Origin of the sequence: Streptomyces sp. NBC_01244 (assembly GCF_035987325.1) — a bacterium.
GTDB lineage: Bacteria > Actinomycetota > Actinomycetes > Streptomycetales > Streptomycetaceae > Streptomyces.
On sequence record NZ_CP108488.1, the window covers coordinates 2,280,039 to 2,303,716 of the forward strand.

General features: G+C 69.8%; 18 protein-coding genes. 8 read left to right on the forward strand and 10 right to left on the reverse strand.

The features are described from left to right. Nucleotides 1-39: 39 nt before the first annotated feature. A complete protein-coding gene (locus OG247_RS10045) occupies nucleotides 40-990 on the reverse strand; it encodes a tRNA (adenine-N1)-methyltransferase (RefSeq protein ID WP_327251910.1) in 951 nt (316 codons plus the stop codon). A gap of 18 nt (nucleotides 991-1,008) precedes the next feature. Beyond that, nucleotides 1,009-2,142: a site-2 protease family protein gene (locus tag OG247_RS10050; RefSeq protein WP_388504255.1), complete on the reverse strand. Its 1,134-nt coding sequence runs from the start codon at nucleotides 2,140-2,142 to the stop codon at nucleotides 1,009-1,011. A gap of 242 nt (nucleotides 2,143-2,384) precedes the next feature. On the opposite strand from OG247_RS10050, the gene OG247_RS10055 reads away from it, so the two are divergent. Both OG247_RS10055 and OG247_RS10060 read left to right on the forward strand, forming a co-directional pair. Next, nucleotides 2,385-3,278: a RecB family exonuclease gene (locus tag OG247_RS10055; protein WP_327251912.1), complete on the forward strand. Its 894-nt coding sequence runs from the start codon at nucleotides 2,385-2,387 to the stop codon at nucleotides 3,276-3,278. Between the two features lie 76 nt (nucleotides 3,279-3,354). Beyond that, nucleotides 3,355-4,029, forward strand: coding sequence for a response regulator (locus tag OG247_RS10060; RefSeq protein WP_243334010.1), 675 nt, complete (start codon nucleotides 3,355-3,357; stop codon nucleotides 4,027-4,029). 106 nt (nucleotides 4,030-4,135) lie between these two features. Here the strand turns inward: OG247_RS10060 and OG247_RS10065 are convergent, their stop codons facing one another. The 4 genes from OG247_RS10065 to metH form a co-directional block, all read right to left on the reverse strand. Further along, on the reverse strand, nucleotides 4,136-5,716 hold the full coding sequence (locus OG247_RS10065) for an ABC transporter substrate-binding protein (RefSeq protein ID WP_327251913.1): 1,581 nt from the start codon (nucleotides 5,714-5,716) through the stop codon (nucleotides 4,136-4,138). 109 nt (nucleotides 5,717-5,825) lie between these two features. Next, a complete protein-coding gene (locus OG247_RS10070; protein WP_327251914.1) occupies nucleotides 5,826-7,430 on the reverse strand; it encodes an ABC transporter substrate-binding protein in 1,605 nt (534 codons plus the stop codon). Between the two features lie 480 nt (nucleotides 7,431-7,910). After that, nucleotides 7,911-8,612, reverse strand: a complete 702-nt coding sequence (locus tag OG247_RS10075; protein WP_327251915.1) for an HAD family hydrolase — start codon at nucleotides 8,610-8,612, stop codon at nucleotides 7,911-7,913. A 208-nt stretch (nucleotides 8,613-8,820) separates the two neighbouring features. Further along, a complete protein-coding gene (metH, locus tag OG247_RS10080) occupies nucleotides 8,821-12,330 on the reverse strand; it encodes a methionine synthase (RefSeq protein WP_327251916.1) in 3,510 nt (1,169 codons plus the stop codon). Between the two features lie 263 nt (nucleotides 12,331-12,593). Here metH and OG247_RS10085 point away from each other — a divergent pair, with 263 nt between their 5' ends. From OG247_RS10085 to OG247_RS10105, 5 genes are all read left to right on the forward strand, one after another. Continuing rightward, nucleotides 12,594-13,361: an IclR family transcriptional regulator gene (locus OG247_RS10085; protein WP_327251917.1), complete on the forward strand. Its 768-nt coding sequence runs from the start codon at nucleotides 12,594-12,596 to the stop codon at nucleotides 13,359-13,361. A 329-nt stretch (nucleotides 13,362-13,690) separates the two neighbouring features. After that, entirely contained in the window at nucleotides 13,691-14,473 is a 783-nt protein-coding gene (locus OG247_RS10090) for an MIP/aquaporin family protein (protein ID WP_327251918.1), read from the forward strand. A 78-nt stretch (nucleotides 14,474-14,551) separates the two neighbouring features. After that, nucleotides 14,552-16,078, forward strand: coding sequence for a glycerol kinase GlpK (gene glpK, locus OG247_RS10095; RefSeq protein ID WP_327251919.1), 1,527 nt, complete (start codon nucleotides 14,552-14,554; stop codon nucleotides 16,076-16,078). Between the two features lie 43 nt (nucleotides 16,079-16,121). Then, nucleotides 16,122-17,729 carry a glycerol-3-phosphate dehydrogenase/oxidase gene (locus tag OG247_RS10100; RefSeq protein WP_327251920.1) on the forward strand — a complete coding sequence of 536 codons (1,608 nt, stop codon included), beginning with the start codon at nucleotides 16,122-16,124 and terminating at the stop codon, nucleotides 17,727-17,729. Between the two features lie 127 nt (nucleotides 17,730-17,856). Then, nucleotides 17,857-18,858, forward strand: coding sequence for a PAC2 family protein (locus OG247_RS10105; RefSeq protein WP_327251921.1), 1,002 nt, complete (start codon nucleotides 17,857-17,859; stop codon nucleotides 18,856-18,858). Nucleotides 18,859-19,059: 201 nt separating this feature from the next. On the opposite strand, the gene mshC is transcribed toward OG247_RS10105, so the two are convergent. The 4 genes from mshC to OG247_RS10125 form a co-directional block, all read right to left on the reverse strand. Next, on the reverse strand, nucleotides 19,060-20,289 hold the full coding sequence (gene mshC / locus OG247_RS10110; protein WP_327251922.1) for a cysteine--1-D-myo-inosityl 2-amino-2-deoxy-alpha-D-glucopyranoside ligase: 1,230 nt from the start codon (nucleotides 20,287-20,289) through the stop codon (nucleotides 19,060-19,062). Between the two features lie 125 nt (nucleotides 20,290-20,414). Continuing rightward, complete coding sequence (locus tag OG247_RS10115) at nucleotides 20,415-21,260, reverse strand: SCO1664 family protein (RefSeq protein ID WP_327257405.1); 846 nt, start codon at nucleotides 21,258-21,260, stop codon at nucleotides 20,415-20,417. Continuing rightward, a complete protein-coding gene (locus OG247_RS10120) occupies nucleotides 21,224-21,814 on the reverse strand; it encodes a DUF3090 domain-containing protein (protein WP_243333987.1) in 591 nt (196 codons plus the stop codon). Before OG247_RS10120 ends, OG247_RS10115 begins: the two co-directional genes overlap by 37 nt. Before the next feature lie 77 nt (nucleotides 21,815-21,891). Further along, nucleotides 21,892-22,614, reverse strand: coding sequence for a histidine phosphatase family protein (locus OG247_RS10125; RefSeq protein WP_327251923.1), 723 nt, complete (start codon nucleotides 22,612-22,614; stop codon nucleotides 21,892-21,894). A gap of 62 nt (nucleotides 22,615-22,676) precedes the next feature. Here OG247_RS10125 and corA point away from each other — a divergent pair, with 62 nt between their 5' ends. After that, entirely contained in the window at nucleotides 22,677-23,660 is a 984-nt protein-coding gene (gene corA / locus OG247_RS10130) for a magnesium/cobalt transporter CorA (RefSeq protein WP_327251924.1), read from the forward strand. The last annotated feature ends 18 nt before the right edge of the window (nucleotides 23,661-23,678 follow it).

Here is a 23,678-nt window from a genome sequence, read left to right on the forward strand (position 1 = left end):
CGGGGTGGCCTGCCGGGTGGCGGGCCGGGCCTGGTCGGCTCAGTCGCGGTCGCCGGTCTCGGCGGCTTCGGCGGCTTCGGCCGTGTCGGCGGTCTTGACGGCGGAGCGGCTGCCGGGGCCGTCGTAGTCCTCGCCGTAGGCGCCCTTGGAGGGGCGGCGGCGGCGCATGGGGGGCTCGACGCCGTCCGCGAGGCGGCGGGCGGTGACGAGGAAGCCGGTGTGGCCGATCATGCGGTGGTCGGGGCGGACGGCCAGGCCCTCGACGTGCCAGTTGCGGATCATCGATTCCCAGGGCTGCGGTTCGGCGTAGCAGCCGAACTCGCGGATGGATTCGACGGTCCGGGAGAGCTGGGTGGTGGTGGCCACGTAGCAGCAGAGGATGCCGCCGGGGACCAGGGCCTTGGAGACGGCCTCCAGGCATTCCCAGGGGGCGAGCATGTCGAGGATCACGCGGTCGACGTCCGTGTCGGACAGGTTGTCCTGGAGGTCGCCGACGGTCAGCTGCCACGCGGGGTGCGGGCCGCCGAAGTAGCGTTCGACGTTGGCCGTGGCGATCTCGGCGAAGTCCGGGCGGCGCTCGTAGCTGTGGAGCATGCCCTGGTCGCCGATGGCGCGCAGCAGGAAGCTGCTCAGGGAGCCGGAGCCGACGCCTGCTTCCACGACGCGGGCGCCGGGGAAGATGTCGGCGAAGGCCAGGATCTGGCCTGCGTCCTTGGGGTAGACCACGGCGGCACCGCGGGGCATGGACAGGACATAGTCGGGGAGCAGGGGACGCAGCGCGAGGTAGGCGACGTTGCCCGTGGTACGGACAACGCTTCCCTCGGGGGAGCCGATCAGCTCGTCGTGCGGGAAGGAACCCTTGTGGGTGTGGAAATTCTTCCCGGCTTCGAGCGTGAACGTGTAGTGGCGGCCCTTGGGGTCGGTGAGCTGTACCTGGTCCCCGACCTCGAAGGGCCCGCGTCGGCGGGCGGCACCGGTCGGTTCGGACATGTGACCAGTGTATTGGCTTCAGGACTGGGGCCGCGCCATGGCCTTCACGAAGGCCTTTTCGACGTCGAGGGTGGAGAGGACTCCGTAGATCGCGCCGTCGGGCTGGAGGACGAGGTATTCGGTGGCGGGGGTGGTGCGGAGGTGGTCGAGGAGTTCTTCGCCGGTGAGGTCTGCTGAAACCTTCATGCCGTCGGTGAGGTCTTGGGCGAGGGTGCCGGCCGTGACCCAGGGGCGGCGGTGTTCGGGGACGGAGGCGATGGCGCTCTCGCGGACGATGCCGGTGGGGTCTCCGAGTCCGTCGACGATGACGAGGGCGCGGGCGCCGGCTTCGTTGGCGCGGCGGAGGGCTTCGGAGAGGGGGGTGGCGTTCTCGACGGGGATGGCGCGGCGGGTGAGTTTGCGGGCGTGGAGTTCCGGGAGGTGCTCGCGGAGGCGGGCGACGCGGAGGCTGTTGCCGGCGCCGGTCCAGATGATGCCGGCGAGGATGGCGGCGAGGAGGGCGTCCATGACGGTGTCCATGCCGCCGATGTCGTCGGTGCGGTTGCCGAGGGTCCCGGTGTAGTTCAGGAGGGGCAGGCCGAGGAGGACGGCGACGGCGAGGGCGCGGCCGGCCCAGGCGGCGGCGATGGTGCCGGTCATGGGTTTGCCGGTGATGCCCCAGATGACGGCGCGGAGCATGCGGCCGCCGTCGAGGGGGAGGCCGGGGAGGAGGTTGAAGGCGGCGACGAGGAGGTTGGAGATCATGAGGCCGGCGAGGAGGACGCCGGGGACGCTGGCGGGTTCGACGGTCTTCATGCCGAGGTAGAAGGCGCCGGCGAGGAGGAGGGAGAGGAGGGGGCCGACGAAGGCGAGGACGAATTCGCGGCCGGGGGTTTCGGATTCCTTCTCGATCTCGGAGACGCCGCCGAAGAACTGGAGCTGGATGCGGCGTACGGGGAGTTTGAAGCGGAGGGCGGCGATGGTGTGGGCGAGTTCGTGGACGAGGACCGAGGCGTAGAAGGCGACGGCGAAGAAGAGGGCCACGAGGTAGCGCAGGGTGCCGAGGTCGGGGAGGATGCGGTCGAGCTGGTCGCCGAAGACCCAGGTGATGAGGGCGGCGACGAGGAACCAGCTGGGCGAGACGTAGACGGGCACGCCGAAGGGGCGGCCCATGAGGAGTCCGCCGCCCGGTCCTGAGCGCCGGCCCGCGCGCTCGCCGGTTTCGTCGGTGTCTGCCACGGTTGTCCTTCGTTCGCTGCTGTCCGGTCGGGTGGTGCGCCGGTGGTTCCGGTGTGGTTTTCCCGTGGTGCCGGGGTGCGCTGTTGCGCGGTGTGATGCTCCGATCATGCAGTGCGAGGGGGGTCGGCGTCGATGGTATGCGCGTGCTGTCGGTGGCGGGTCGTAGGGTTTTGTCCATGACGACGAGCCCCGGCAGCGGTCCGGACGATGCAGTGACCAGTCCCGTGCCCGCTCAGGCGGTGGCGGTGGCTCCTTCTTCGCTGTCGCCTTCGCGGGCGAGTGATTTCATGCGGTGTCCGTTGCTGTACCGGTTCCGGGTGATCGACAAGTTGCCGGAGAAGCCGAGTGCGGCGGCGACGCGGGGGACGTTGGTGCACGCGGTGCTGGAGCGTCTCTTCGATCATCCTGCGGAGGAGCGGACGGCGCCGCGGGCGAAGGCGTTGATCCCGGGGCAGTGGGACCGTCTGCTGGAGTCGAAGCCGGAGCTGACGGAGCTGTTCCCGGCGGGTGACGAGGGGGCGGGGCTGGCGCGCTGGCTGACGGAGGCCGAGGCGTTGGTGGACCGGTGGTTCACGTTGGAGGACCCGACGCGGCTGGAGCCGGTGGAGCGGGAGTTCTTCGTGGAGACGGAGCTGGAGTCGGGGCTTCGGCTGCGCGGGATCATCGACCGGGTGGATGTGGCGCCGACGGGTGAGGTGCGGATCGTCGATTACAAGACGGGGAAGGCGCCGCGGCCGGAGTATGCCGAGGGTGCGCTGTTCCAGATGAAGTTCTACGCGCTGGTGGTGTGGCGGTTGAAGCGGGTGGTGCCGCGGCGGCTGCAGCTGGTGTACCTGGGCAGTGGTGATGTGGTGACGTACGACCCGGTGATCGAGGATCTGGAGCGGATGGAGCGCAAGCTGCTGGCGCTGTGGGAGGCGATCCGGGAGGCGACGGAGACGGGTGACTGGCGGCCGCGGCAGTCGAAGCTGTGCGGCTGGTGTGATCATCAGGCGGTGTGTCCGGAGTTCGGTGGTACTCCCCCGGTGTATCCGCTGGCGCTGCCGTCCGCGGGCCGCGGCGAATCCTGATCTTGGGGGTCAGGGCAGAATGGGCGGGGTTCCCCGTTGGGGTCCGAATGGTTCCGATGAACGCGAGGTAGACCCTGTGGCGATCCGCGTACTGCTGGTCGACGATCAGCCGCTGCTGCGTACCGGTTTCCGGATGATCCTGGAGGCCGAGCAGGATGTGGCGGTGGTCGGTGAGGCCGGGGACGGTCTGCAGGCGTTGGACCAGGTTCGGGCGTTGCAGCCCGATGTGGTGCTGATGGACATCCGGATGCCGCGGATGGACGGTGTGGAGGCGACGCGGCAGATCACGGGTCCGGGGCGGGACGGTCCGGCGAAGGTGCTGGTGCTGACGACGTTCGATCTGGACGAGTACGTGGTGGAGGCGCTGCGGGCGGGGGCCAGTGGGTTCTTGCTGAAGGATGCGCCGGCGGCGGAGCTGGTGCAGGCGATCCGGGTGGTGGCGGGTGGCGAGGCGATGCTGGCGCCGAGCATCACGCGGCGGTTGCTGGACAAGTACGCGGGGCATCTGCCGTCGGGTGAGGACAGTGTTCCGGACATGATCGCTTCGTTGACGGAGCGTGAGGTCGAGGTGTTGAAGCTGGTGGCCCGCGGGTTGTCGAACGCGGAGATCGCGGCGGATCTGTTCGTGAGCGAGACGACGGTGAAGACGCATGTGGGGCATGTGCTGACGAAGCTGGGTCTGCGGGACCGGGTGCAGGCGGCGGTGTACGCGTACGAGAGCGGTCTGGTGCGTCCGGGGGCCGGTCAGTAGGCGGCTCGGGTCGCCGGGGCGCGGGTCGTCGCAGGTACGGGTTCGGGCCCGCTTCCGCCGGGTGCGGAGGCGGGCCCGTTGTCGTCGCGGTTGCCCTGGGGGCGGCTCAGCCCTTGCTGATCTCCCAGAAGCGGAAGACGGTGGAGGCGTCCAGGGACCACTGCAGGCCGGTCACGTTGGGGCGGGTGACGGCGTACTGCTTGCCCTGCCACAGCGGGAGGAGCGGGATCTCGTCGGCGACGATGTCCTGGAGGCGGGCGTAGTCGTTGCTGGCGGAGCCGCGGTCGGACTTCGCGGAGGTCGACGGGATGATCGTCCCGGTGATCTCCTTGTTGTCGTAGTTGTTGTGCAGCACGTTGTCGGGGCCGAAGAAGGGCTGCGTGAAGTTGTCGGCGTCGGGGTAGTCGGGGACCCAGCCCTTGACGTAGACGCCGTACTTGCCGGCCAGGATGTCCTTCTCGTACTGCTCGTACTCGACGGACTTGACGTCGGCTTCGAAGAGGCCGCTGTCGTTGAGCTGCTTGGCGATGAGCCGGAATTCCTCGTCGGTGGAGGGGCCGTAGCGGGAGGGCGTCGAGTACAGGGTGAGCTTCACCTTGTCCTTGATGCCGGCGGCGCGGAGGGCGGCCTTGGCCTTCTCGGGCTGGGGGGTGCCGCCGTAGCGGTCGAAGAAGGCGGTGGTGTGGGAGGCGATGCCGGCCGGGACGATGGAGTAGAGCGGCGTGGCGGTGCCCTCGTAGACCTCGCGTACGAGGGCTTCCCGGTCGACGAGGTAGGCGATGGCCTTGCGGACGGGGAGCTTTCCGGCGACGGGGTCGTTCGTGTTGAAGACGAGGTGTTCGACTTCGGCGCCGGCGCCCTGGACGACCTCGACCTTCTGTTCGCCGGTCTGGGAGGCGAGGCCGGCGATGTCCTTGGCGGCGAGGCCGCGGAAGGCGAAGTCGACGTCTCCGCTTTCGAGGACCTTCTTGAGGGCGGCCTGGTCCTCGTTGAAGAACTTCATGGTGACGCCGCTGTTCTTCGGCTTGGCCTTGCCGCTGTAGGTGTCGTTGACGGAGAAGGCGGCGCTCTTGTCGTTGATCGAGTCCAGCTTGTAGACGCCGGAGCCGAAGGCCTTGCCGTCGGTGCGGAGCTTGTCCGCGGGGTACTCGGTGTGGTCGACGATGGAGCCGGCGCCGGATGCGATCTTGCTGGGGAAGGTCGCGTCGGGGGTCTTGAGGTGGAAGACCACGGTCTTGTCGTCGGGGGTGTCGATGGAGCCGATCGACGCGAGCATGACGGCGGGGCCGTTCTCGTCGTTGATCTTGAGGGTGCGCTCGAAGGAGTACTTGACGTCCTTGGCGGTGAGGCTGTTGCCGTTGCTGAACTTCAGGCCGCCGCGCAGGGTGCACACGTAGGTCTTGCTCGCGCCGGCCTCGAACCCGCAGGACTGTGCGGCGTCGGGTTCGGGGGTGGTGCCGCCCTTGGGGAAGCTGAGCAGGGACTGGAAGACGTTGTTGAAGAGCAGCCAGGAGCCCGGGTCGTAGCCCGAGGCGGGGTCGGTGGCCTTCACCTTGTCGGATATGCCCATGACGACGCCCTTGGAGCTGCCGGCGGTGGAGCCGTCCGTCGCACCGCAACCGCTGAGCAGCGCGGCGGCGGTGGCTGCTCCGAGCGGGGCGGCCAACCACTGGTTGCGTGTCTTCACGTGAACGTCCTTCTCAGTCTCACTGGCTCGTCTGGTTCTGTCTGGCTGGTGTTCCGGCCCGTGGTGGGGTCACGGGCCGGGGGCTGGGGCGGGGCCTGGTGTCGGGGTGTCAGCCGCTGACGCCGCGGCCGAGTTCCCACAGCTGGAGGTCGGAGATGGCGTTGACCGACCACTCCACTCCGGTGATCCCGTCGCGTGCGGCGGCGTACTGCTTGCCCTGCCACAGGGGCAGGACGGGTACGTCCTCGGCGACGATGTCCTGCATCTCCGCGATCGCGGGGCCTGCGACGCCCCGGTCGACGGCGCGGCGCGATTCGGGGATGAGCTTGGTGCGCACCGTGGTGTTGGCGTACGGCGTGCCCAGGAAGTTGTCCTGCTCCAGGAAGGGGGCGAGGAAGTTGTCGGCGTCGGGGTAGTCGGGGAACCAGCCGAGCCCGTAGGCGGCGTAGTCGCCCTTCTTCTGGGCGGGCCTGAAGTCGGCCCAGTCGGTGCCCTGGACGGTGATGTCGAAGAGCTGGGTGGAGTTCAGCTGGCTCTTGAGGGCTTCGAACTCGGCGGCGGTGGCTTCGCCGTAGTGGTCGTTGGTGTAGTTGAGGGTCAGTTTGACCGGGGTTTTGATTCCGGCGGCCTTCAGCAGGTCGGCGGCCTTGGCGGTGTTGGCTTCGCCGTACTTGTTGAAGAAGGAGTTGACGTGGCCGCTGAGGGTGGTGGGGACCAGGGAGTACAGGGGCTGCGCGGACTTGCCGTAGACCTTGGCGATGAGGGCGTTGCGGTCGACGGCGGCGGCGAGGGCCTGGCGTACGGCCTTGTCCTTGACTCCGGGGGCGTCGGTGTTGAAGCCGAGGTAGCGGATCTCCAGGCCGGGCATGGGGACGAGCTTGATGCCCTTGGGGGGATTGGTGGAGAGCTCGGTGACCTGGGCGGGCGACAGGGTGCGGGAGACCATGTGGACGGTGCCGCTTTCCAGGGCCTTGACCACGGCGTCGGCGTCGTCGAAGGTGCGCAGTTCGGCCTTGTCGTTCTGGAGCTTCAGATCGCCCTTGTAGTGGGGGTTCTTGCTGAAGACGGCGCGGACGAGGCGGTTGCCCTTGACTTCGGCCTTCATGGTGTAGGGGCCTGAGCCGTCGACGGCGAAGCCCGCGCGGAGCTTTTTGGCGTCGTACTTCTTGGAGCTGACGATGCCGGCGGCGGGGGTGGAGAGTTTGTACGGGAAGGTGGCGTCGGCGGTCTTCAGGTGGAAGACGACGGTGTCGGTGCCCTTGGCTTCGACGGTGTCGATGGTGGAGAGCAGCGAGGAGGGGCCGTTCTCGTCCTTGATGGCGAGGACGCGCTCGAGGGAGAACTTGACGTCCTGGGCGGTGAGGGGGCTGCCGTCGGCGAAGGTGAGGCCGGGGCGCAGGATGCAGCGGTAGCTCTCGTTGCCGGTGTCGGTGAAGCGGCAGTCGGTGGCTGCTTCGGGGACGGGCTTGCCGCCGCCGCGCGGGGTGTGCATGAGGGTCTGGACGGTCTGGCGGAGGATGTTCCAGGTGCCGGCGTCGTAGGCGTAGGCGGGGTCGAGCGGGGCGGGGGCGTAGTCGGCCGCCTCGAACCGGTCGGTGGTGCCGACGACGATCGCTCCGGATCCCGCTCCTGCGCCGCTGGTGCTGCCGCAGGCGGTCAGCGCGGGGGTGAGCAGTCCGGCGGCTGCCGTCAGCGCCATGGTCTTGCGGTTCATGCTGGAAGTACTCCCTCGACCCGGCACTTGTTCAAAGCTGGCGTGGAGGGCATCGCGGCGGTCGCCCGTTCTGGGCGGAACGATCGGGCCGGTGGTGTGACGATCGGTCCACGCGGTTCCGGAAACAGGGGTGTGTGTCCGGGACGGCTGAGGTGCGGCGCAGTGCCCGGATCGACATTAGTGGCCTGCGGAGGGGTGGCTTGAACCGTGTGGATCGGGGGTGTTGTCGCTCCGTTGCGGGAGTTGACCCGGGGTGTGCGCGGGGCGGTGCACAGATTCGGTCAGGTGCTGATCAATGGGGACACAAGGGGTGGCACGGGAGGGCGCGCAGTGGTGCGAAGGGGGCTTTGTGGGTGACAAAGGTCACCCGGGACAACTCCCCCGGTAGGGATGGAATTTCGGCCTCCGGGGAAGTGCGCGGGAGATCCGCCCGCGGGACCTCGGTCCTGGGGCGGATCGTCCGGTACGGAGCGTGCGCGGTCAGTTCAGCGGAGTGATGAGGGAGCGCAGGAAGGGCAGGTCGACGTCTTCGAGGGAGCCGACGATGGTGCGGCCGGGGGCGGGCGCGATCCGGCCCACGGAGGGGATGGCGACGACCCTGCATCCGGCGGCTTCGGCGGCGGCGACGCCGGTGGCGGTGTCCTCGATGACGGCGCAGCGGGAGGGGTGGGCGCCGAGGGCGTGGGCGGCGAGGAGGTAGGGGTCGGGGTGTGGTTTGGTGCGCGGGACCTCGTCGCCTGCGACGGTCATGGTGAAGCGGTCGCGGCCGAGGGTGAGGAGGACCTGGTCGATGACGCGCCGGTGGGAGGCGGAGACCAGGGCGGTGGGGACGTTGTGGCGGGCCAGTTCGCTCAGGAGGCGTTCGGCGCCGGGCATGAGGGGGACGGCGTCGGCGATGCGGGCTTCGAAGCGCTCGTTGAGCAGGACGGTGAGTTCGGCGAGGCCGATGTCGGCGCCGGTGGATTCGATGAGGAAGCCGGCGCTGCGGGTCATGGGGCCGCCGACGACGATGTCCCGCCAGGATTCGTCGAGGCGGTGGCCGAGTTCGCCGAAGACGCCGACTTCGATCTCCCACCAGAATCCCTCGGTGTCGACGAGGGTGCCGTCCATGTCGAGCAGCACCGCCTGCAGGGCGTGTCCGTCGGCCGTACGGGCGACGGGGGCGGGGACTGTGCTCGTCATGCGCGCACCTTTCCGGGGGTCCGTTGGGGACGAGAAGGCCGGTCACCTCACCTCCGGGGGCGTGCCCGGGGGAACAGGTGACCGGCCTGTATGGGACCGACTAGTGTACGCCGGTCCGTCTCGATGTGCGTTGAATTACGCCTCAGCGTGCGTGGAAGTGCGCCTCAGCGTGAGTGGAAGTGCGTCTCGGCATGCGGTGAGGCGCGCCTCAGCGTGCGTTGAAGTACTTCGCTTCGGGGTGGTGGATGACGATGGCGTCGGTGGACTGCTCGGGGTGGAGCTGGAATTCCTCGGAGAGGTGGACGCCGATGCGCTCGGGCTGGAGGAGGTCGGCGATCTTGGCGCGGTCCTCCAGGTCGGGGCAGGCGCCGTAGCCGAGGGAGAAGCGGGCGCCGCGGTACTTCAGGTCGAACATGTCCTCGACCTTGGCGGGGTCCTCGCCGCCGAAGCCGAGCTCGGCGCGGACGCGGGCGTGCCAGTACTCGGCCATGGCCTCGGCGAGCTGGACGGAGAGGCCGTGGAGCTCGAGGTAGTCGCGGTAGGAGTCGGACTCGAACAGCTTGGCGGTCGCTTCGCCGATCCTGGAGCCGACGGTGACGACCTGGAGGCCGACGACGTCGGTTTCGCCTGATTCTTCGGGGCGGAAGAAGTCGGCGAGGCACAGGCGGCGGCCGCGGCGCTGGCGCGGGAAGGTGAAGCGGGTGCGCTCGTTGCCGGCGTCGTCGAGGATGATCAGGTCCTCGCCCTTGGAGACGCAGGGGAAGTATCCGTAGACGACGGCTGCTTCGAGGAGGTTCTCGGTGTGCAGCTTGTCGAGGAGGCCGCGCAGGCGCGGGCGGCCCTCGCTCTCGACGAGTTCCTCGTAGGTGGCTCCGCCGGCGCGGGCCTGCTTGAGGCCCCACTGGCCCTTGAAGAGGGCGCCTTCGTCGAGCCAGGAGGCGTAGTCCTTGAGCGGGATGCCCTTGACGACGCGGGTGCCCCAGAAGGGCGGGGTGGGCACGGGGTTGTCGGTGGAGGTGTCGGAGCGGCCGCCGGGCTCTTCGGTCTCCTCGACGAGGGCAGGGGTGGCGCGCTTGGCGACGCGGCGCTGCTTGAGTTCGGGGAGGGAGGCGCCGGGGACTCCGCGCTTGACGGCGATGAGGGCGTCCATCAGGCGCAGGCCCTCGAAGGCGTCGCGGGCGTAGCGGACTTCGCCCTCGTAGATTTCGTGGAGGTCCTGTTCGACGTAGGCGCGGGTGAGGGCGGCGCCGCCGAGGATGACCGGGTAGTCGGCTGCCAGCTTGCGCTGGTTGAGCTCCTCCAGGTTCTCCTTCATGATCACCGTGGACTTCACCAGCAGGCCGGACATGCCGATGACGTCGGCCTTGTGCTCCTGTGCGGCTTCGAGGATCGCGGAGACCGGCTGCTTGATGCCGATGTTGACGACGTTGTAGCCGTTGTTGGTGAGGATGATGTCGACGAGGTTCTTGCCGATGTCGTGGACGTCGCCGCGGACGGTGGCCAGGACGATGGTGCCCTTGCCCTCGTCGTCGCTCTTCTCCATGTGCGGTTCCAGGTGGGCCACCGCGGTCTTCATGACCTCGGCGGACTGGAGCACGAAGGGGAGCTGCATCTGGCCGGAGCCGAAGAGTTCGCCGACGACCTTCATGCCCTCCAGGAGGGTGTCGTTGACGATGTCGAGGGCCGGGCGGGTCTGGAGGGCCTCGTCGAGGTCGGCGTCCAGGCCGTTCTTCTCGCCGTCGATGATGCGGCGCTGGAGGCGCTCGTCCAGCGGCAGGGCGAGGAGCTCCTCGGCGCGGCCGGCCTTCATCGACTTGGTGTTGACGCCCTCGAAGAGGGCCATCAGCTTCTGCAGCGGGTCGTAGCCCTCGGCGCGCCGGTCGTAGATCAGGTCGAGGGCGGTGGTCACCTGCTCCTCGTCGAAGCGTGCGATCGGCAGGATCTTGGAGGCGTGGACGATCGCGGAGTCGAGGCCGGCCTTGACGCACTCGTCGAGGAAGACGGAGTTCAGCAGGACGCGGGCGGCCGGGTTGAGGCCGAAGGAGATGTTGGACAGGCCCAGGGTGGTCTGGACGTCGGGGTGGCGGCGCTTGAGTTCGCGGATCGACTCGATCGTGGCGATGCCGTCCTTGCGGGACTCTTCCTGGCCGGTGCAGATCGTGAAGGTCAGGGTGTCGATGAGGATGTCCGACTCGAGGATGCCCCAGTTCCCGGTGAGGTCGTCGATGAGGCGCTCGGCGATGGCGACCTTGTGCTCGACGGTGCGGGCCTGGCCCTCCTCGTCGATGGTCAGTGCGATGAGCGCGGCGCCGTGTTCCTGGGCGAGGCGGGTGACCTTCGCGAAGCGGGACTCGGGGCCGTCGCCGTCCTCGTAGTTCACGGAGTTGATGACGGCGCGTCCGCCGAGCTTCTCCAGGCCGGCCCGCAGGACGGGGACCTCGGTGGAGTCCAGGACGATGGGCAGGGTGGAGGCGGTCGCGAAGCGTCCGGCCAGCTCCTTCATGTCGGCGACGCCGTCGCGGCCGACGTAGTCCACGCACAGGTCGAGCATGTGCGCGCCCTCGCGGATCTGGTCGCGGACCATCTCCACGCAGTCGTCCCAGCGGGCTTCGAGCATGGCCTCGCGGAACTTCTTCGATCCGTTCGCGTTGGTGCGCTCGCCGATCGCCATGTACGAGATGTCCTGGCGGAAGGGGACGGTCTGGTAGAGGGAGGACGCGCCGGGCTCGGGGCGCGGGTCCCGGACGGCCGGGTTCAGTCCGCGGACGCGCTCGACGACCTGGCGCAGGTGCTCGGGGGTGGTGCCGCAGCAGCCGCCGACGAGGGAGAGTCCGTACTCGCGGACGAAGGTTTCCTGGGCGTCGGCGAGCTCGCTCGCGGACAGCGGGTAGTGGGCGCCGTTCTTGCCGAGGACGGGCAGGCCCGCGTTGGGCATGCAGGAGAGCGGGATGCGGGAGTTGCGCGCGAGGTAGCGCAGGTGCTCGCTCATCTCGGCGGGGCCGGTGGCGCAGTTCAGGCCGATCATGTCGATGCCCAGGGGCTCCAGCGCGGTGAGCGCGGCGCCGATCTCCGAGCCGAGCAGCATCGTGCCGGTGGTCTCCACGGTGACGGAGCAGATCAGCGGGACGGACACGCCGAGGGCCTCCATGGCGCGGCGGGCGCCGACGATGGAGGACTTGGTCTGCAGCAGGTCCTGGGTGGTTTCCACGAGGAGCGCGTCGGCGCCGCCGGTGATCAGGCCTTCGGCGTTGATCTGGTAGGCGTCGCGGATGGTTCCGTAGTCGATGTGGCCCAGGGTGGGGAGCTTGGTGCCGGGGCCCATCGAGCCGAGGACCCAGCGCTGCTGCCCGGTGGAGGCGGTGAACTCGTCGGCGATCTCGCGGGCGATGCGGGCGCCGGCGACCGACAGCTCGTGGTTGCGGTCCGCGATGTCGTACTCGGCGAGTGCGGCGTAGTTGGTGCCGAAGGTGTTGGTCTCGACGCAGTCCACGCCGGCCTCGAAGTACTCGCGGTGCACGTTGGCCACGATGTCGGGGCGGGTGACGTTGAGGACCTCGTTGCAGCCTTCGAGCTGTTCGAAGTCTTCCAGGGTGGGGTCCTGGGCCTGGAGCATGGTTCCCATGGCTCCGTCGGCGACGACCACGCGGGTCGCCAGTGCCCGGCGGAGGGCATCGGCCCGGGTCTGGGTGTCTGCGGGCGGGTTCGGCAACGAGGCCATGGTTGAGCTCCCTGGGATGCGACGGCTGTCGGCTTTGCACCCCCTCTGTGTCAAGGGTGCACGCGGCCAGGGTAACGGTGTGGGACCGGCCCCGGTGAGGTCGTCCCACGTGGCGGACTGCATTCTGTGCCCGGGGGGCGGCGACTTCCGGCCGGGGTGTCCTGGGCCACTCGTATCGGTGGACTCCGCCCTCATCATGCACAAAGTCGGCATCGACCGATAGTGTTCAGCATTGTCGAACTACGTCAGCAGGAGGCTGCGCGATGGCACGGAACATCCAGTCGCTCGAACGAGCCGCTGCGATGCTGCGACTCCTGGCGGGCGGCGAGCGCCGGCTGGGGCTCTCGGACGTGGCCTCTTCCCTCGGCCTGGCCAAGGGAACGGCGCACGGGATCCTGCGCACGCTGCAGGCCGAGGGTTTCGTGGAGCAGGACCCGGCTTCGGGCCGCTACCAGCTCGGCGCGGAGCTGCTGCGCCTGGGCAACAGCTATCTGGACGTCCACGAGCTGCGGGCGCGCGCCCTGGTCTGGACGGACGATCTGGCCCGTGCGAGCGGGGAGAGCGTGTACGTGGGGGTGCTGCACAAGAGCGGGGTGCTGATCATGCACCACGTGTTCCGGCCCGACGACAGCCGTCAGGTGCTGGAGGTGGGCGCCATGCAGCCGCTGCATTCCACGGCCCTGGGCAAGGTGCTGTCCGCGTACGACCCGGTGGCGCACACGCAGGTCACGGAGGTGGAGCGGGAGGCGTTCACGCCCCGCACGGTCACCGACGACGCCGGCTTCGAGGAGGTCCTGGGTCTGATCCGGGCCCGGGGCTGGGCCAGTGACATCGAGGAGACCTGGGACGGGATCGCCTCGGTGGCGGCCCCCATCCACGACCGCCGCCGGATGCCGGTCGGCGCGGTGGCCGTCGCGGGGGCCGTGGAGCGGGTGTGCGGGGAGTCCGGGGAGCCGCGGGCGTCCCTGGTGGCGTCCGTACGGGACTGCGCGCGGTCGGTTTCGCGCGATCTCGGAGCGGGCCGGTTCTGACCTTGGCATGACCTCATCGCTCCACCTTGACCACCCAAGAGCCACACCAAAGTGGCATTTGGGTGGTTTTTGGCGTTTGATGATCACTTATTGGCGCGATTTGTTCGATCACACCGGCCGGTAACGATCCGGCTCATTGGCCTGGTCAACTCTTGACGCCCGCTTCACCTGGGCGGAAAACTGCCGTTCATCGGTCGGCAATGCCGAACACCTACCGGCAATACGCGTTAGGGTGTGGCAAGGCCAAGGACCGGTGCAGCACTCACCGAGTGCGTGGACCGCCGGAGGGACCCGGCGGCCACCACCCCTGAACGACAAAGGAGTCGCGGGTGTCCAGCTCCGACATCTTCATCGGCGAGACCATCGGTACCGCCCTGCTCACCCTGCTCGGTGGCGGCGTGTGCGCCGCACTGACGCTCAAGAGCTCCAAGGCCCGGGGCGCCGGCTGGCTCGCGATCACCTTCGGCTGGGGTTTCGCCGTCCTGATCGCCGCCTACGTCTCCGCGCCGCTCTCCGGTGCGCACCTCAACCCGGCCGTCACCGTCGGCATCGCGATCAAGGACGGCGCCTGGGGCGACGTACCGGTCTACTTCGCCGGCCAGCTGCTCGGCGCCATGATCGGCTCGGTCCTGATGTGGCTCGCCTACTACGGACAGTTCCAGGCGCACCTGGCCGACCCGGAGCACATCCGCGACGCCAAGCTCGGCCCCGAGGACCCGCACCCGCACGACGTGGCCGGCCCGGTGCTCGGCATCTTCTCCACGGGCCCCGAGATCCGCAACGTCGTCCAGAACCTCACCACCGAGATCATCGGCACCGCCGTCCTGGTCCTGGCCATCCTGACCCAGGGCCTCCAGGACGACGGCAAGGGCCTCGGCGTCATCGGCGTCCTGATCACCTCGTTCGTCGTCGTCGGCATCGGCCTCTCGCTGGGCGGCCCGACCGGTTACGCCATCAACCCGGTGCGCGACCTCGGCCCCCGCATCGTCCACTCCCTGCTGCCGCTCCCCAACAAGGGCGGCTCGGACTGGAGCTACTCCTGGATCCCGGTCCTCGGCCCCCTCGCGGGTGCCGCGCTCGCCGGCGGTCTGTACAACATCGCGTTCGCCTGATCAGTAATCGGCACCACGGCACCATCCGCACCGCCATTCTGATTCCGCCTACTTCGACACCTGCCAGGAGCAGCCACCATGACCACCAGCACCGGCCCCTTCATCGCCGCGATCGACCAGGGCACCACCTCCTCCCGCTGCATCGTCTTCGACCGTGACGGGCGCATCGTCGCCGTCGACCAGAAGGAGCACGCGCAGATCTTCCCGAAGCCGGGCTGGGTCGAGCACGACGCCGTCGAGATCTGGACCAACGTCCAGGAGGTCGTCGCCGGAGCCATCGCCAAGGCGGAGATCACCGCCGCCGACGTCAAGGCCGTCGGCATCACCAACCAGCGCGAGACCACCGTCATGTGGGACCGCCACACCGGCGAGCCCGTGCACAATGCGCTCGTCTGGCAGGACACCCGCACCGACGCCCTGTGCAAGGAACTCGGCCGCAACGTCGGCCAGGACCGTTTCCGCCGCGAGACGGGCCTGCCGCTGGCGAGCTACTTCGCCGGCCCGAAGGCCCGCTGGCTGATCGACAACGTCGAGGGCCTGCGCGAGCGCGCCGAGGCCGGGGACATCCTCTTCGGCACCATGGACTCGTGGGTCATCTGGAACCTGACCGGCGGACCCCAGGGCGGCGTGCACGTCACGGACGTCACCAATGCCTCGCGCACCATGCTGATGAACCTGCACACCCTGGCCTGGGACGAGAAGATCGCCGAGTCCATGGGCGTCCCGCTCAACGTCCTCCCGGAGATCAAGTCCTCCGCCGAGGTCTACGGCCACGTCAAGGAGGGCGTCCTCGCGGGCGTCCCGGTCGCCTCGGCGCTCGGCGACCAGCAGGCCGCGCTGTTCGGCCAGACCTGTTTCGCCGAGGGCGAGGCGAAGTCCACGTACGGCACCGGCACGTTCATGCTGATGAACACCGGCGACAAGATCATCAACTCCTACAGCGGCCTGCTGACCACCGTCGGCTACCAGATCGGCGACCAGAAGCCGGTCTACGCGCTGGAGGGCTCCATCGCCGTCACCGGCTCGCTCGTCCAGTGGATGCGCGACCAGATGGGCATGATCAAGACCGCGGCCGAGATCGAGACCCTGGCCTCCTCCGTCGAGGACAACGGCGGCGCGTACTTCGTGCCCGCCTTCTCCGGCCTGTTCGCCCCGTACTGGCGCTCCGACGCCCGCGGTGTGATCGCCGGCCTCACCCGGTACGTCACCAAGGCGCACATCGCCCGTGCCGTCCTGGAGGCCACCGCCTGGCAGACCCGCGAGATCACCGACGCCATGACCAAGGACTCGGGCGTCGAGCTCGCCGCCCTCAAGGTCGACGGCGGCATGACCTCCAACAACCTGCTGATGCAGACGCTCTCCGACTTCGTGGACGCCCCCGTGGTGCGCCCGATGGTCGCCGAGACCACCTGCCTCGGCGCCGCCTATGCCGCCGGCCTGGCCGTCGGCTTCTGGCCCGACACCGATGCCCTGCGCGCCAACTGGCGCCGCGCGGCGGAGTGGACCCCGCGGATGCCCGCCGAGCAGCGGGAGCGCGAGTACAAGAGCTGGCTCAAGGCCGTGGAGCGGTCCATGGGCTGGGTCGATGACGAAGACGCCAGCTGACCGCACAGCGGCGCAATCGACGAGCAAGTAGGAGTCAACGGACATGAGCACCCTGCAGAGCGTTCCCACCCTGGGTACGCACCCGACCGCCGGTTCGAACGCGAGCCGCGCCGAGACCCGTGAGCAGCTGGCGAAGGCCACGTACGACCTGCTGGTCATCGGCGGTGGGATCCTGGGCACCTCGGTGGCCTGGCACGCCGCGCAGTCGGGTCTGCGGGTCGCCATGGTGGACGCCGGCGACTTCGCCGGCGCCACCTCCTCGGCCTCCTCCAAGCTCGTCCACGGCGGCCTGCGCTACCTGCAGACCGGTTCGGTCAAGCTGGTCGCCGAGAACCACCACGAGCGCCGGGTCCTGGCCAAGGACGTGGCCCCGCACCTGGTCAACCCGCTCACCTTCTACCTCCCCGTCTACAAGGGCGGTCCGGTGGGCGCGGCGAAGCTGGGCGCGGGCGTGTTCGCGTACTCGGCGCTGTCGGGCTTCGGCGACGGCATGGGCAAGATCATTTCTCCGGCCCGTGCCGCCGCCGACAACCCGGGTCTGAAGACGGACAACCTGAAGGCCGTAGCCGTCTACTACGACCACCAGATGAACGACTCGCGCGTCGCCGTCATGACGGTCCGCGCGGCCGTCGAGTCGGGCGCGGTCGTCCTGAACCACGCCGAGGTCACCGGGCTGCGCATGACGCGCGGCCGGGTCTCGGGCGCCGAGCTCAAGGACCGCCTGGACGGCACCGAGTTCGGTGTGGACGCCCGCGTCGTGCTCAACGCCACCGGCCCGTGGGTGGACCACCTGCGGCGCATGGAGGACAAGCACTCGATGCCGTCCATCCGCCTTTCCAAGGGCGCGCACATCGTGATGAAGCGCAAGTCGCCGTGGAAGGCCGCCATGGCCACCCCGATCGACAAGTACCGCATCACCTTCGCCCTGCCGTGGGAGGACCAGCTGCTGCTGGGCACCACCGACGAGGTGTACGAGGGCGACCCGGCGGACGTGCGGGCCACCGAGGGCGACATCCAGCAGATCCTGGACGAGGCGGCCTTCTCGGTGAAGGACGCCGATCTGGACCGCTCGCTGATGACGTACGCCTTCGCGGGCCTGCGCGTGCTGCCCGGCGGTCCCGGCGGGGTGGAGAAGGCCAAGCGCGAGACGGTCGTCTCCGAGGGCGCGGGCGGCATGCTGTCGGTGGCCGGCGGCAAGTGGACCACGTACCGGCACATCGGCCGCGTGGTCATGGACAAGCTGGCCAAGCTTCCGGGCAGCCCGCTGACCGACGACATGGAGCCGGTGAAGTCCCTCGTACGACGGATCGCGCTGCCCGGTGTCGCCAACCCGAACGCGGTGGCTCACCGGCTGCTCGTGGACCGCGAGCCGGGCTCCCGGATGGACCCGCTGACCGCCCGGCACCTGGCCTCGCACTACGGTTCGCTGGCCTTCGACATCGCGCGGATCGCGAACGAGGACCCGGCACTGGCCGAGCGGATCCACCCGGACGGGCCGGAGATCTGGGCGCAGGTCGCCTACGCACGGGACAACGAGTGGGCCGAGACGGCCGACGACGTGCTGCGCCGCCGTACGACGGTGACGGTGCGCGGTCTGGACAGCGCCGAAGTGCGCGGCCGGGTCGAGGAGATGCTGGCCGACAAGGCATAAGCGGTGGCGTGAAAGGGCAGAGGGGCGGTTCCAGGGGGAACCGCCCCTCTGTCGTGGGCTGTGGCCGGTGCCTCATGAAGGCTTAGGCTGACCCACGTACACAAGGGAACTTCGGAAGGAGACCTGGGTGATCGAGCTTGAGGGCGTGCCCGAGCTGATCGACCCGGTCATGGTGGCCGCGTTCGAGGGCTGGAACGACGCGGGTGACGCGGCCTCCGGTGCGGTCGCACACCTGGACCGGGAGTGGAAGGGCGAGGTCTTCGCGGCTCTGGACGCCGAGGACTACTACGACTTCCAGGTCAACCGGCCGACGGTGTGGCTGGACAACGGGGTACGGAAGATCACGTGGCCGACGACCCGGCTTTCGGTGGTCCGGATCGGCGGGACCAAACCGCGCGACCTGGTGCTGGTGCGGGGCATCGAACCGTCCATGCGGTGGCGTTCGTTCTGCAACGAGATCCTGGGCTTCGCCCACGAGCTGGGCGTGGAGATGGTCGTCATCCTGGGGGCGCTGCTGGGCGACACCCCGCACACGCGCCCGGTGCCGGTCAGCGGGGTGACCTCGGACGCCGATCTGGCGCGGACGATGGACCTGGAGGAGACCAAGTACGAGGGCCCGACGGGGATCGTGGGCATCCTCCAGGAGGCCTGCACGCATGCCGGGGTGCCGGCGGTGTCCCTGTGGGCGGCGGTGCCGCACTACGTGTCCCAGCCGCCGAACCCGAAGGCCACCCTCGCGCTGCTCAACCGGCTGGAGGATCTGATCGACATCCGGATCCCGCTGGGCGAACTCCCCGAGGACGCGCGGGCGTGGCAGCTGGGCGTGGACCAACTGGCCGCGGAGGACAGCGAGGTGGCGGAGTACGTCCAGACGCTGGAGGAGGCGCGGGACACCGCGGACCTGCCGGAGGCCTCCGGGGACGCGATCGCCCGGGAGTTCGAGCGGTACCTGCGGCGGCGGGATCCTTCCGCCGGCGCGGAGCCGGGTGACGGGTCGTACCTGAGGGACACCTCGGGTGGCATGCCGCGGGCGCCGAAGCGGAAGTCTGAGCCGTCCGGGTCCGGGGACGAGCCCCCGGCCCCTCCGGCGGCCTCGCCGGACGAGGACGAGACGCCTCCGGAGGCGTAGCCGGACGGTGGGCCGCGAAAGGGCGGGGCGGGGATCTTCTCCCCGCCCCGCCCTTTCGCCGTATCCCGGGGCTCCGCCCCGGACCCCGCTCCTCAAACGCCGGAGGGGCTGGGATTGCCTGACGGCAGTCCCAGCCCCTCCGGTTACGTCCAGGCGCGGGGGTCCGGGGGCGGAGCCCCCGGCCACGGCGCCGCAGGTTGCTTACAGGGCCACGCCCAGCAGGGCGTCGACCGTGCGGGACACGAGGCCCGGCGCCGATTCGTCGTCCCCGTCGGAGACGAGCTGGCGCTCGACCCAGCGGTCCACCGCCGCGAGAGCAGCAGGGGCGTCCAGGTCGTTGGCGAGGGCCTCGCGGACCTCCTCGACGAGGGCGTCCGCCGCGATGCCGTCGGGGCGGGAGACGGCCGCGCGCCAGCGCTCCAGGCGGGCCACCGCCTCCGCGAGGACCTCGTCGGTCCATTCCCAGTCGGCGCGGTAGTGGTGCGAGAGCAGGGCCAGGCGGATCGCCGCCGGGTCCACGCCGGCCCGGCGCAGCGCCGATACGAAGACCAGGTTGCCCTTGGACTTCGACATCTTCTCGCCGTGCAGCGCGACCATCCCGGCGTGCACGTACGCCTTGGCCATCGGGAACTCGCCCGTCAGCACCTGGGCGTGCGAGGCGCCCATCTCGTGGTGCGGGAAGGCCAGGTCGGAGCCGCCGCCCTGGATGTCGAAGGTCATCCCCAGGTGGTCCAGGGCGATGGCCACGCACTCGATGTGCCAGCCGGGCCGGCCGCGGCCCAGCGAGCCGCCGTCCCAGCTCGGCTCGCCCGGGCGGGCCGCCATCCACAGCATCGGGTCGAGCGGGTTCTTCTTGCCCACGCGGTCCGGGTCGCCGCCCCGCTCGGCCGACAGCAGCCGCATCGCCTCGGCGTCCAGGTTGGACACCTTGCCGAAGTTCGGGTCGGACTCCACGGAGAAGTAGACGTCGCCGTCCAGCTCGTAGGCGGCGCCCGCGTCCCTCAGCCGCTCGACCAGCGGCACGATGCCGGGTATGGCCTCGACGGCGCCGATGTAGTGCTGCGGAGGCAGCATCCGCAGGGCGGTCATGTCCTCACGGAAGAGAGCGGTCTCGCGTTCGGCGAGCTCGGTCCAGTCCTGGTTGTCGCGCAGGGCCCGCTCCAGCAGTGGATCGTCGACGTCCGTGACGTTCTGGACGTAGATGACCTGCCGCTTGGTGTCGAGCCACACGCGCTGCACGAGGTCGAACGCGTTGTAGGTCGCCGCGTGACCGATGTGCGTCGCGTCGTACGGGGTGATCCCGCAGACGTAGATACGGGCGACGGGACCGGGGGCGAGGGTGATCGTCCCTTGGGTCGCGGTGTCGTGGATCTGGAGGTCGCGGCCCTTGCCAGGAAGGGCGGGGACCTCAGAAGCGGGCCAGGCATGCATGTCTCGAGCCTAACCGGACAGGTGTTCATCAAACGAACCGGACCTGCACTGTTGTCCTGATCGGCACTCTTGCGCCACGGCCGGTTCTGTGCGTACGTCCTGCTGCGGGACCCGGCCCGGCCCGGTCAGACGGGCGGCCACGGGATCGCGGGCCACTGACCCGAGGGCTGAGGATGCTTCCCGGTGCGCAGCAGCAGGGCCACGCGGGCCCGTACGGCGTCCAGCTCGGCGGTGGTGACCAGTTCGGCCAGGCGGGTGGCGAGGGGCTGCCCGGCGGCCAGGGCGGCCTCCAGGGAGCTCAGCACGGATCCCGCTTCCTCGGTCAGCGGCTCCCCGGCCCAGCCCCACAGCAGGGTGCGCAGCTTGTCCTCGGTGTGGAAGGTCACTCCGTGGTCGATGCCGTAGAGGCGTCCGCCGGGAGCGGGCAGCAGGTGGCCGCCCTTGCGGTCGCCGTTGTTGATCACCGCGTCGAGGACGGACATGCGGCGCAGCCGTTCGTCGTCGGCGTGCACGAGGAGCGCGGTGCGGCCCTCGCCGACCTCGGCGAAGGCGACGGGCTTCCAGCCCTCCCCCGCTTCCTCGCCGTCCACGAGCGCGAGCAGTTCCGCCTCGGGGGACTCCCCCGTCTCGATCCACTGCTGGACCATGCCCTCGCCGTACGGTCCGTCGCGCAGCACGGTCGGGGGCACCAGCCCCCAGCCGGTGGCCTCGGAGACCAGGTACGCGGCGACCTCGCGCTGGGCGAGGTTCCCGTCGGGGAAGTCCCACAGCGGGCGCTCGCCCTTGACCGGTTTGTAGACGCAGTCGGTGCTCGCGTCCCCGTGCGTGACGGTGCACAACAGGACGGCGTTGGACGCCTCCCGGATCCGGCCGACGACGGTGAGTTCCCCGCGGGCCAGCAGTGCTTCCAATGCCGCCGTTCCCCCCGTGGCGTTCACGCCTGGCGCCGGTAGCCGTTCTGGCGCGGGCAGACGTGCCCTTCTGGGTCCAGCGGGAGGCTGCACAGCGGGCAGGGCGGACGGCCCGCGTTGACCACGTCCAGGGCCCGCTTGGTGAAGGCCCGGGCCTGGGCGCCGGTGAGGCGGACGCGCAGCATGGGCGGCCCGTTCTCCTCGTCCTGGAGCAGCCGCTCCTCCGCCTCGGCGAGGTCCTCCTCCGAGTCGGCGTCGAGCTCCACCAGGGCCTGCGCCTCGACGATCATGCGCTGGTCCTCGCCGTCCCAGGCCAGGGCCATGGTGCCGACGCGGAACTCCTCCTCGACGGGGACGTCCAGGGGTGCGGTGTCGGTCGCCTCGGCGGGGGCCACGGCCGGGACGGGGGCATTGCCCCCGGTGCGCCGTACGACCTCGTCGAGCAGCTCTTCCATCCGCTCCGCGAGCGCCGCCACCTGGGTCTTCTCCAGGGAGACGGAGGTGACGCGGGGGCCGGTGGAGGCCTGCAGGAAGAACGTACGGCGTCCAGGCAGGCCGACCGTGCCGGCCACGAAACGGTCCGGTGGGTCGTAGAGGAACACCTGACGGGGCACGTCCAGTCTCCAAGCGTCGGCAGCAGGGGCAGGGCTGCGCCCATGGGTTGGCCCGTCCACCCTACTGCGCCGTTCGATCACACCGCGCCCGCACCACCCCCTACGACCGCCTCACCGCCCGCTTCCGTGTCGTCCCCGGCCGCGGCGGCGTCCGGCGACGCGTTGTCGCGGGGCGCGAAGGAGGAGAAGTCCCCGGTGTCGCCGAGGCGGAGCAGGAAGGGTCGGGTCGGCGTGTAGCGGATGGCGGTGACGGAGCAGGGGTCGACGTGGATCCGCTGGAAGAGGTCCAGGTGCATGCCGAGGGCGTCCGCGACAAGGGACTTGATGATGTCGCCGTGCGAGCACATCAGGTACACGGCGTCGGCGCCGTGCTCCTCCTCGATCCGCGCGTTCCAGTCGCGTACGGCGTCCACGGCGCGGGCCTGCATGGCGCGCATGGACTCGCCTCCGGGGAAGGCTGCGGCCGAGGGGTGCTGCTGGACGATGCGCATCAGCGGTTCTCCGGACAGTTCGGAGAGTTTGCGGCCCGACCAGTCGCCGTAGTGGCATTCGCCGATCCGCTCGTCGGTGTGCAGGGCGAGACCGGGCCGGGCCGCCAGCAGCGGGGCCAGGGTTTCGCCGCACCGCTCCAGCGGGCTGGTGACGGCCGCGGCCAGGGGCACGGCGGCGAGCCGCCCGGGCAGCGCGGCGGCCTGTGCGGCTCCGTGCTCGTCGAGGGTCACCCCCGGGGTCCATCCGGCGAGCAGCCCTGCGGTGTTGGCGGTGGACCGCCCGTGTCGTACGAGGATCAGCGTGGCCATGGCAGAAGGGTATGCGGTACCGCCGGCGTGCGGACGGGGCCGGGGCAGGGAACAATGCGCGAGTGATTGTGGACTGCGCCATGTACCGCGAAGGCCGCCGCTCAGAGGCGCCCGACGACTTCTCCGATGCCCTCGAGGAGGCGCGGTCCATCGGCGACGCCTTCCTCTGGGTGGGCATGTACGAGCCCACGGAGAAGGAATTCGAGCACGTCAGCCAGGAGTTCGGGCTGCACCCGCTGGCGGTGGAGGACGCGCTGACCGCGCACCAGCGGCCGAAGATGGAGGTCTACGACGATTCGCTGTTCGTGGTCCTGAAGCCGGTGATGTACGACGACGCTGCCGACACGGTGACCACGGGCGAGCTGATGGTGTTCATCGGCGACTCCTTCGTCGTCACGGTCCGGCACGGCGAGGGGGCCGCGCTGGCCGCCGTGCGCCACCGCCTGGAGCAGGACCCCGAGGTGCTCCGGCACGGCCCCACGGCGGTGCTGTACGCGGTCTCGGACGCCGTGGTGGACCACTACATCGATGTGGCAGCCGAGCTCCAGGCGGATCTGGAGGAGCTGGAGGCGGAGGTCTTCTCTCCGAATCCCGCGGACAGCAAGAACACCGCCGCCCGGATCTACGGGTTCAAGCGGCAGGTCCTGGAGTTCCGCCGGGCCACGAGTCCGCTGCTGCAGCCGATGGACCGGCTCGCCTTCGGGAACGTGCCCTTCGTGCACGAGCACGCGCAGCCGTTCTTCCGCGACGTCGCCGACCACCTGACGAAGGCGAACGAGTACATCGAGGGCCTGGACCGGCTGCTGTCGGACGCGCTGGCCGCGCACCTGGCGCAGATGGGCGTCCGGCAGAACGACGACATGCGCAAGATCTCCGCCTGGGCGGCCATGGCGGCGGTCCCGACCATGGTGGCGGGGATCTACGGGATGAACTTCGAGCACATGCCGGAGCTCACGCACCGCTGGGGCTATCCGCTGGTGCTGCTGGTGATGGCGGTCGTCTGCGTGGGCCTGCACCGGATGTTCAAGCGGCGCGGCTGGCTCTAGGGGGTGTCCGGGCGGACC

Coding starts and splice junctions, on each gene's coding strand:
- OG247_RS10075 (WP_327251915.1), bottom strand. CDS start 8,612: ATGACGAGCACAGTCCCCGCCCCCGTCGCCCGTACGGCCGACGGACAC.
- OG247_RS10045 (WP_327251910.1), bottom strand. CDS start 990: ATGTCCGAACCGACCGGTGCCGCCCGCCGACGCGGGCCCTTCGAGGTC.
- OG247_RS10085 (WP_327251917.1), top strand. CDS start 12,594: ATGGCACGGAACATCCAGTCGCTCGAACGAGCCGCTGCGATGCTGCGA.
- OG247_RS10050 (WP_388504255.1), bottom strand. CDS start 2,142: ATGGGCCGCCCCTTCGGCGTGCCCGTCTACGTCTCGCCCAGCTGGTTC.
- OG247_RS10070 (WP_327251914.1), bottom strand. CDS start 7,430: ATGAACCGCAAGACCATGGCGCTGACGGCAGCCGCCGGACTGCTCACC.
- glpK (WP_327251919.1), top strand. CDS start 14,552: ATGACCACCAGCACCGGCCCCTTCATCGCCGCGATCGACCAGGGCACC.
- mshC (WP_327251922.1), bottom strand. CDS start 20,289: ATGCATGCCTGGCCCGCTTCTGAGGTCCCCGCCCTTCCTGGCAAGGGC.
- OG247_RS10055 (WP_327251912.1), top strand. CDS start 2,385: ATGACGACGAGCCCCGGCAGCGGTCCGGACGATGCAGTGACCAGTCCC.
- OG247_RS10100 (WP_327251920.1), top strand. CDS start 16,122: ATGAGCACCCTGCAGAGCGTTCCCACCCTGGGTACGCACCCGACCGCC.
- OG247_RS10125 (WP_327251923.1), bottom strand. CDS start 22,614: ATGGCCACGCTGATCCTCGTACGACACGGGCGGTCCACCGCCAACACC.
- metH (WP_327251916.1), bottom strand. CDS start 12,330: ATGGCCTCGTTGCCGAACCCGCCCGCAGACACCCAGACCCGGGCCGAT.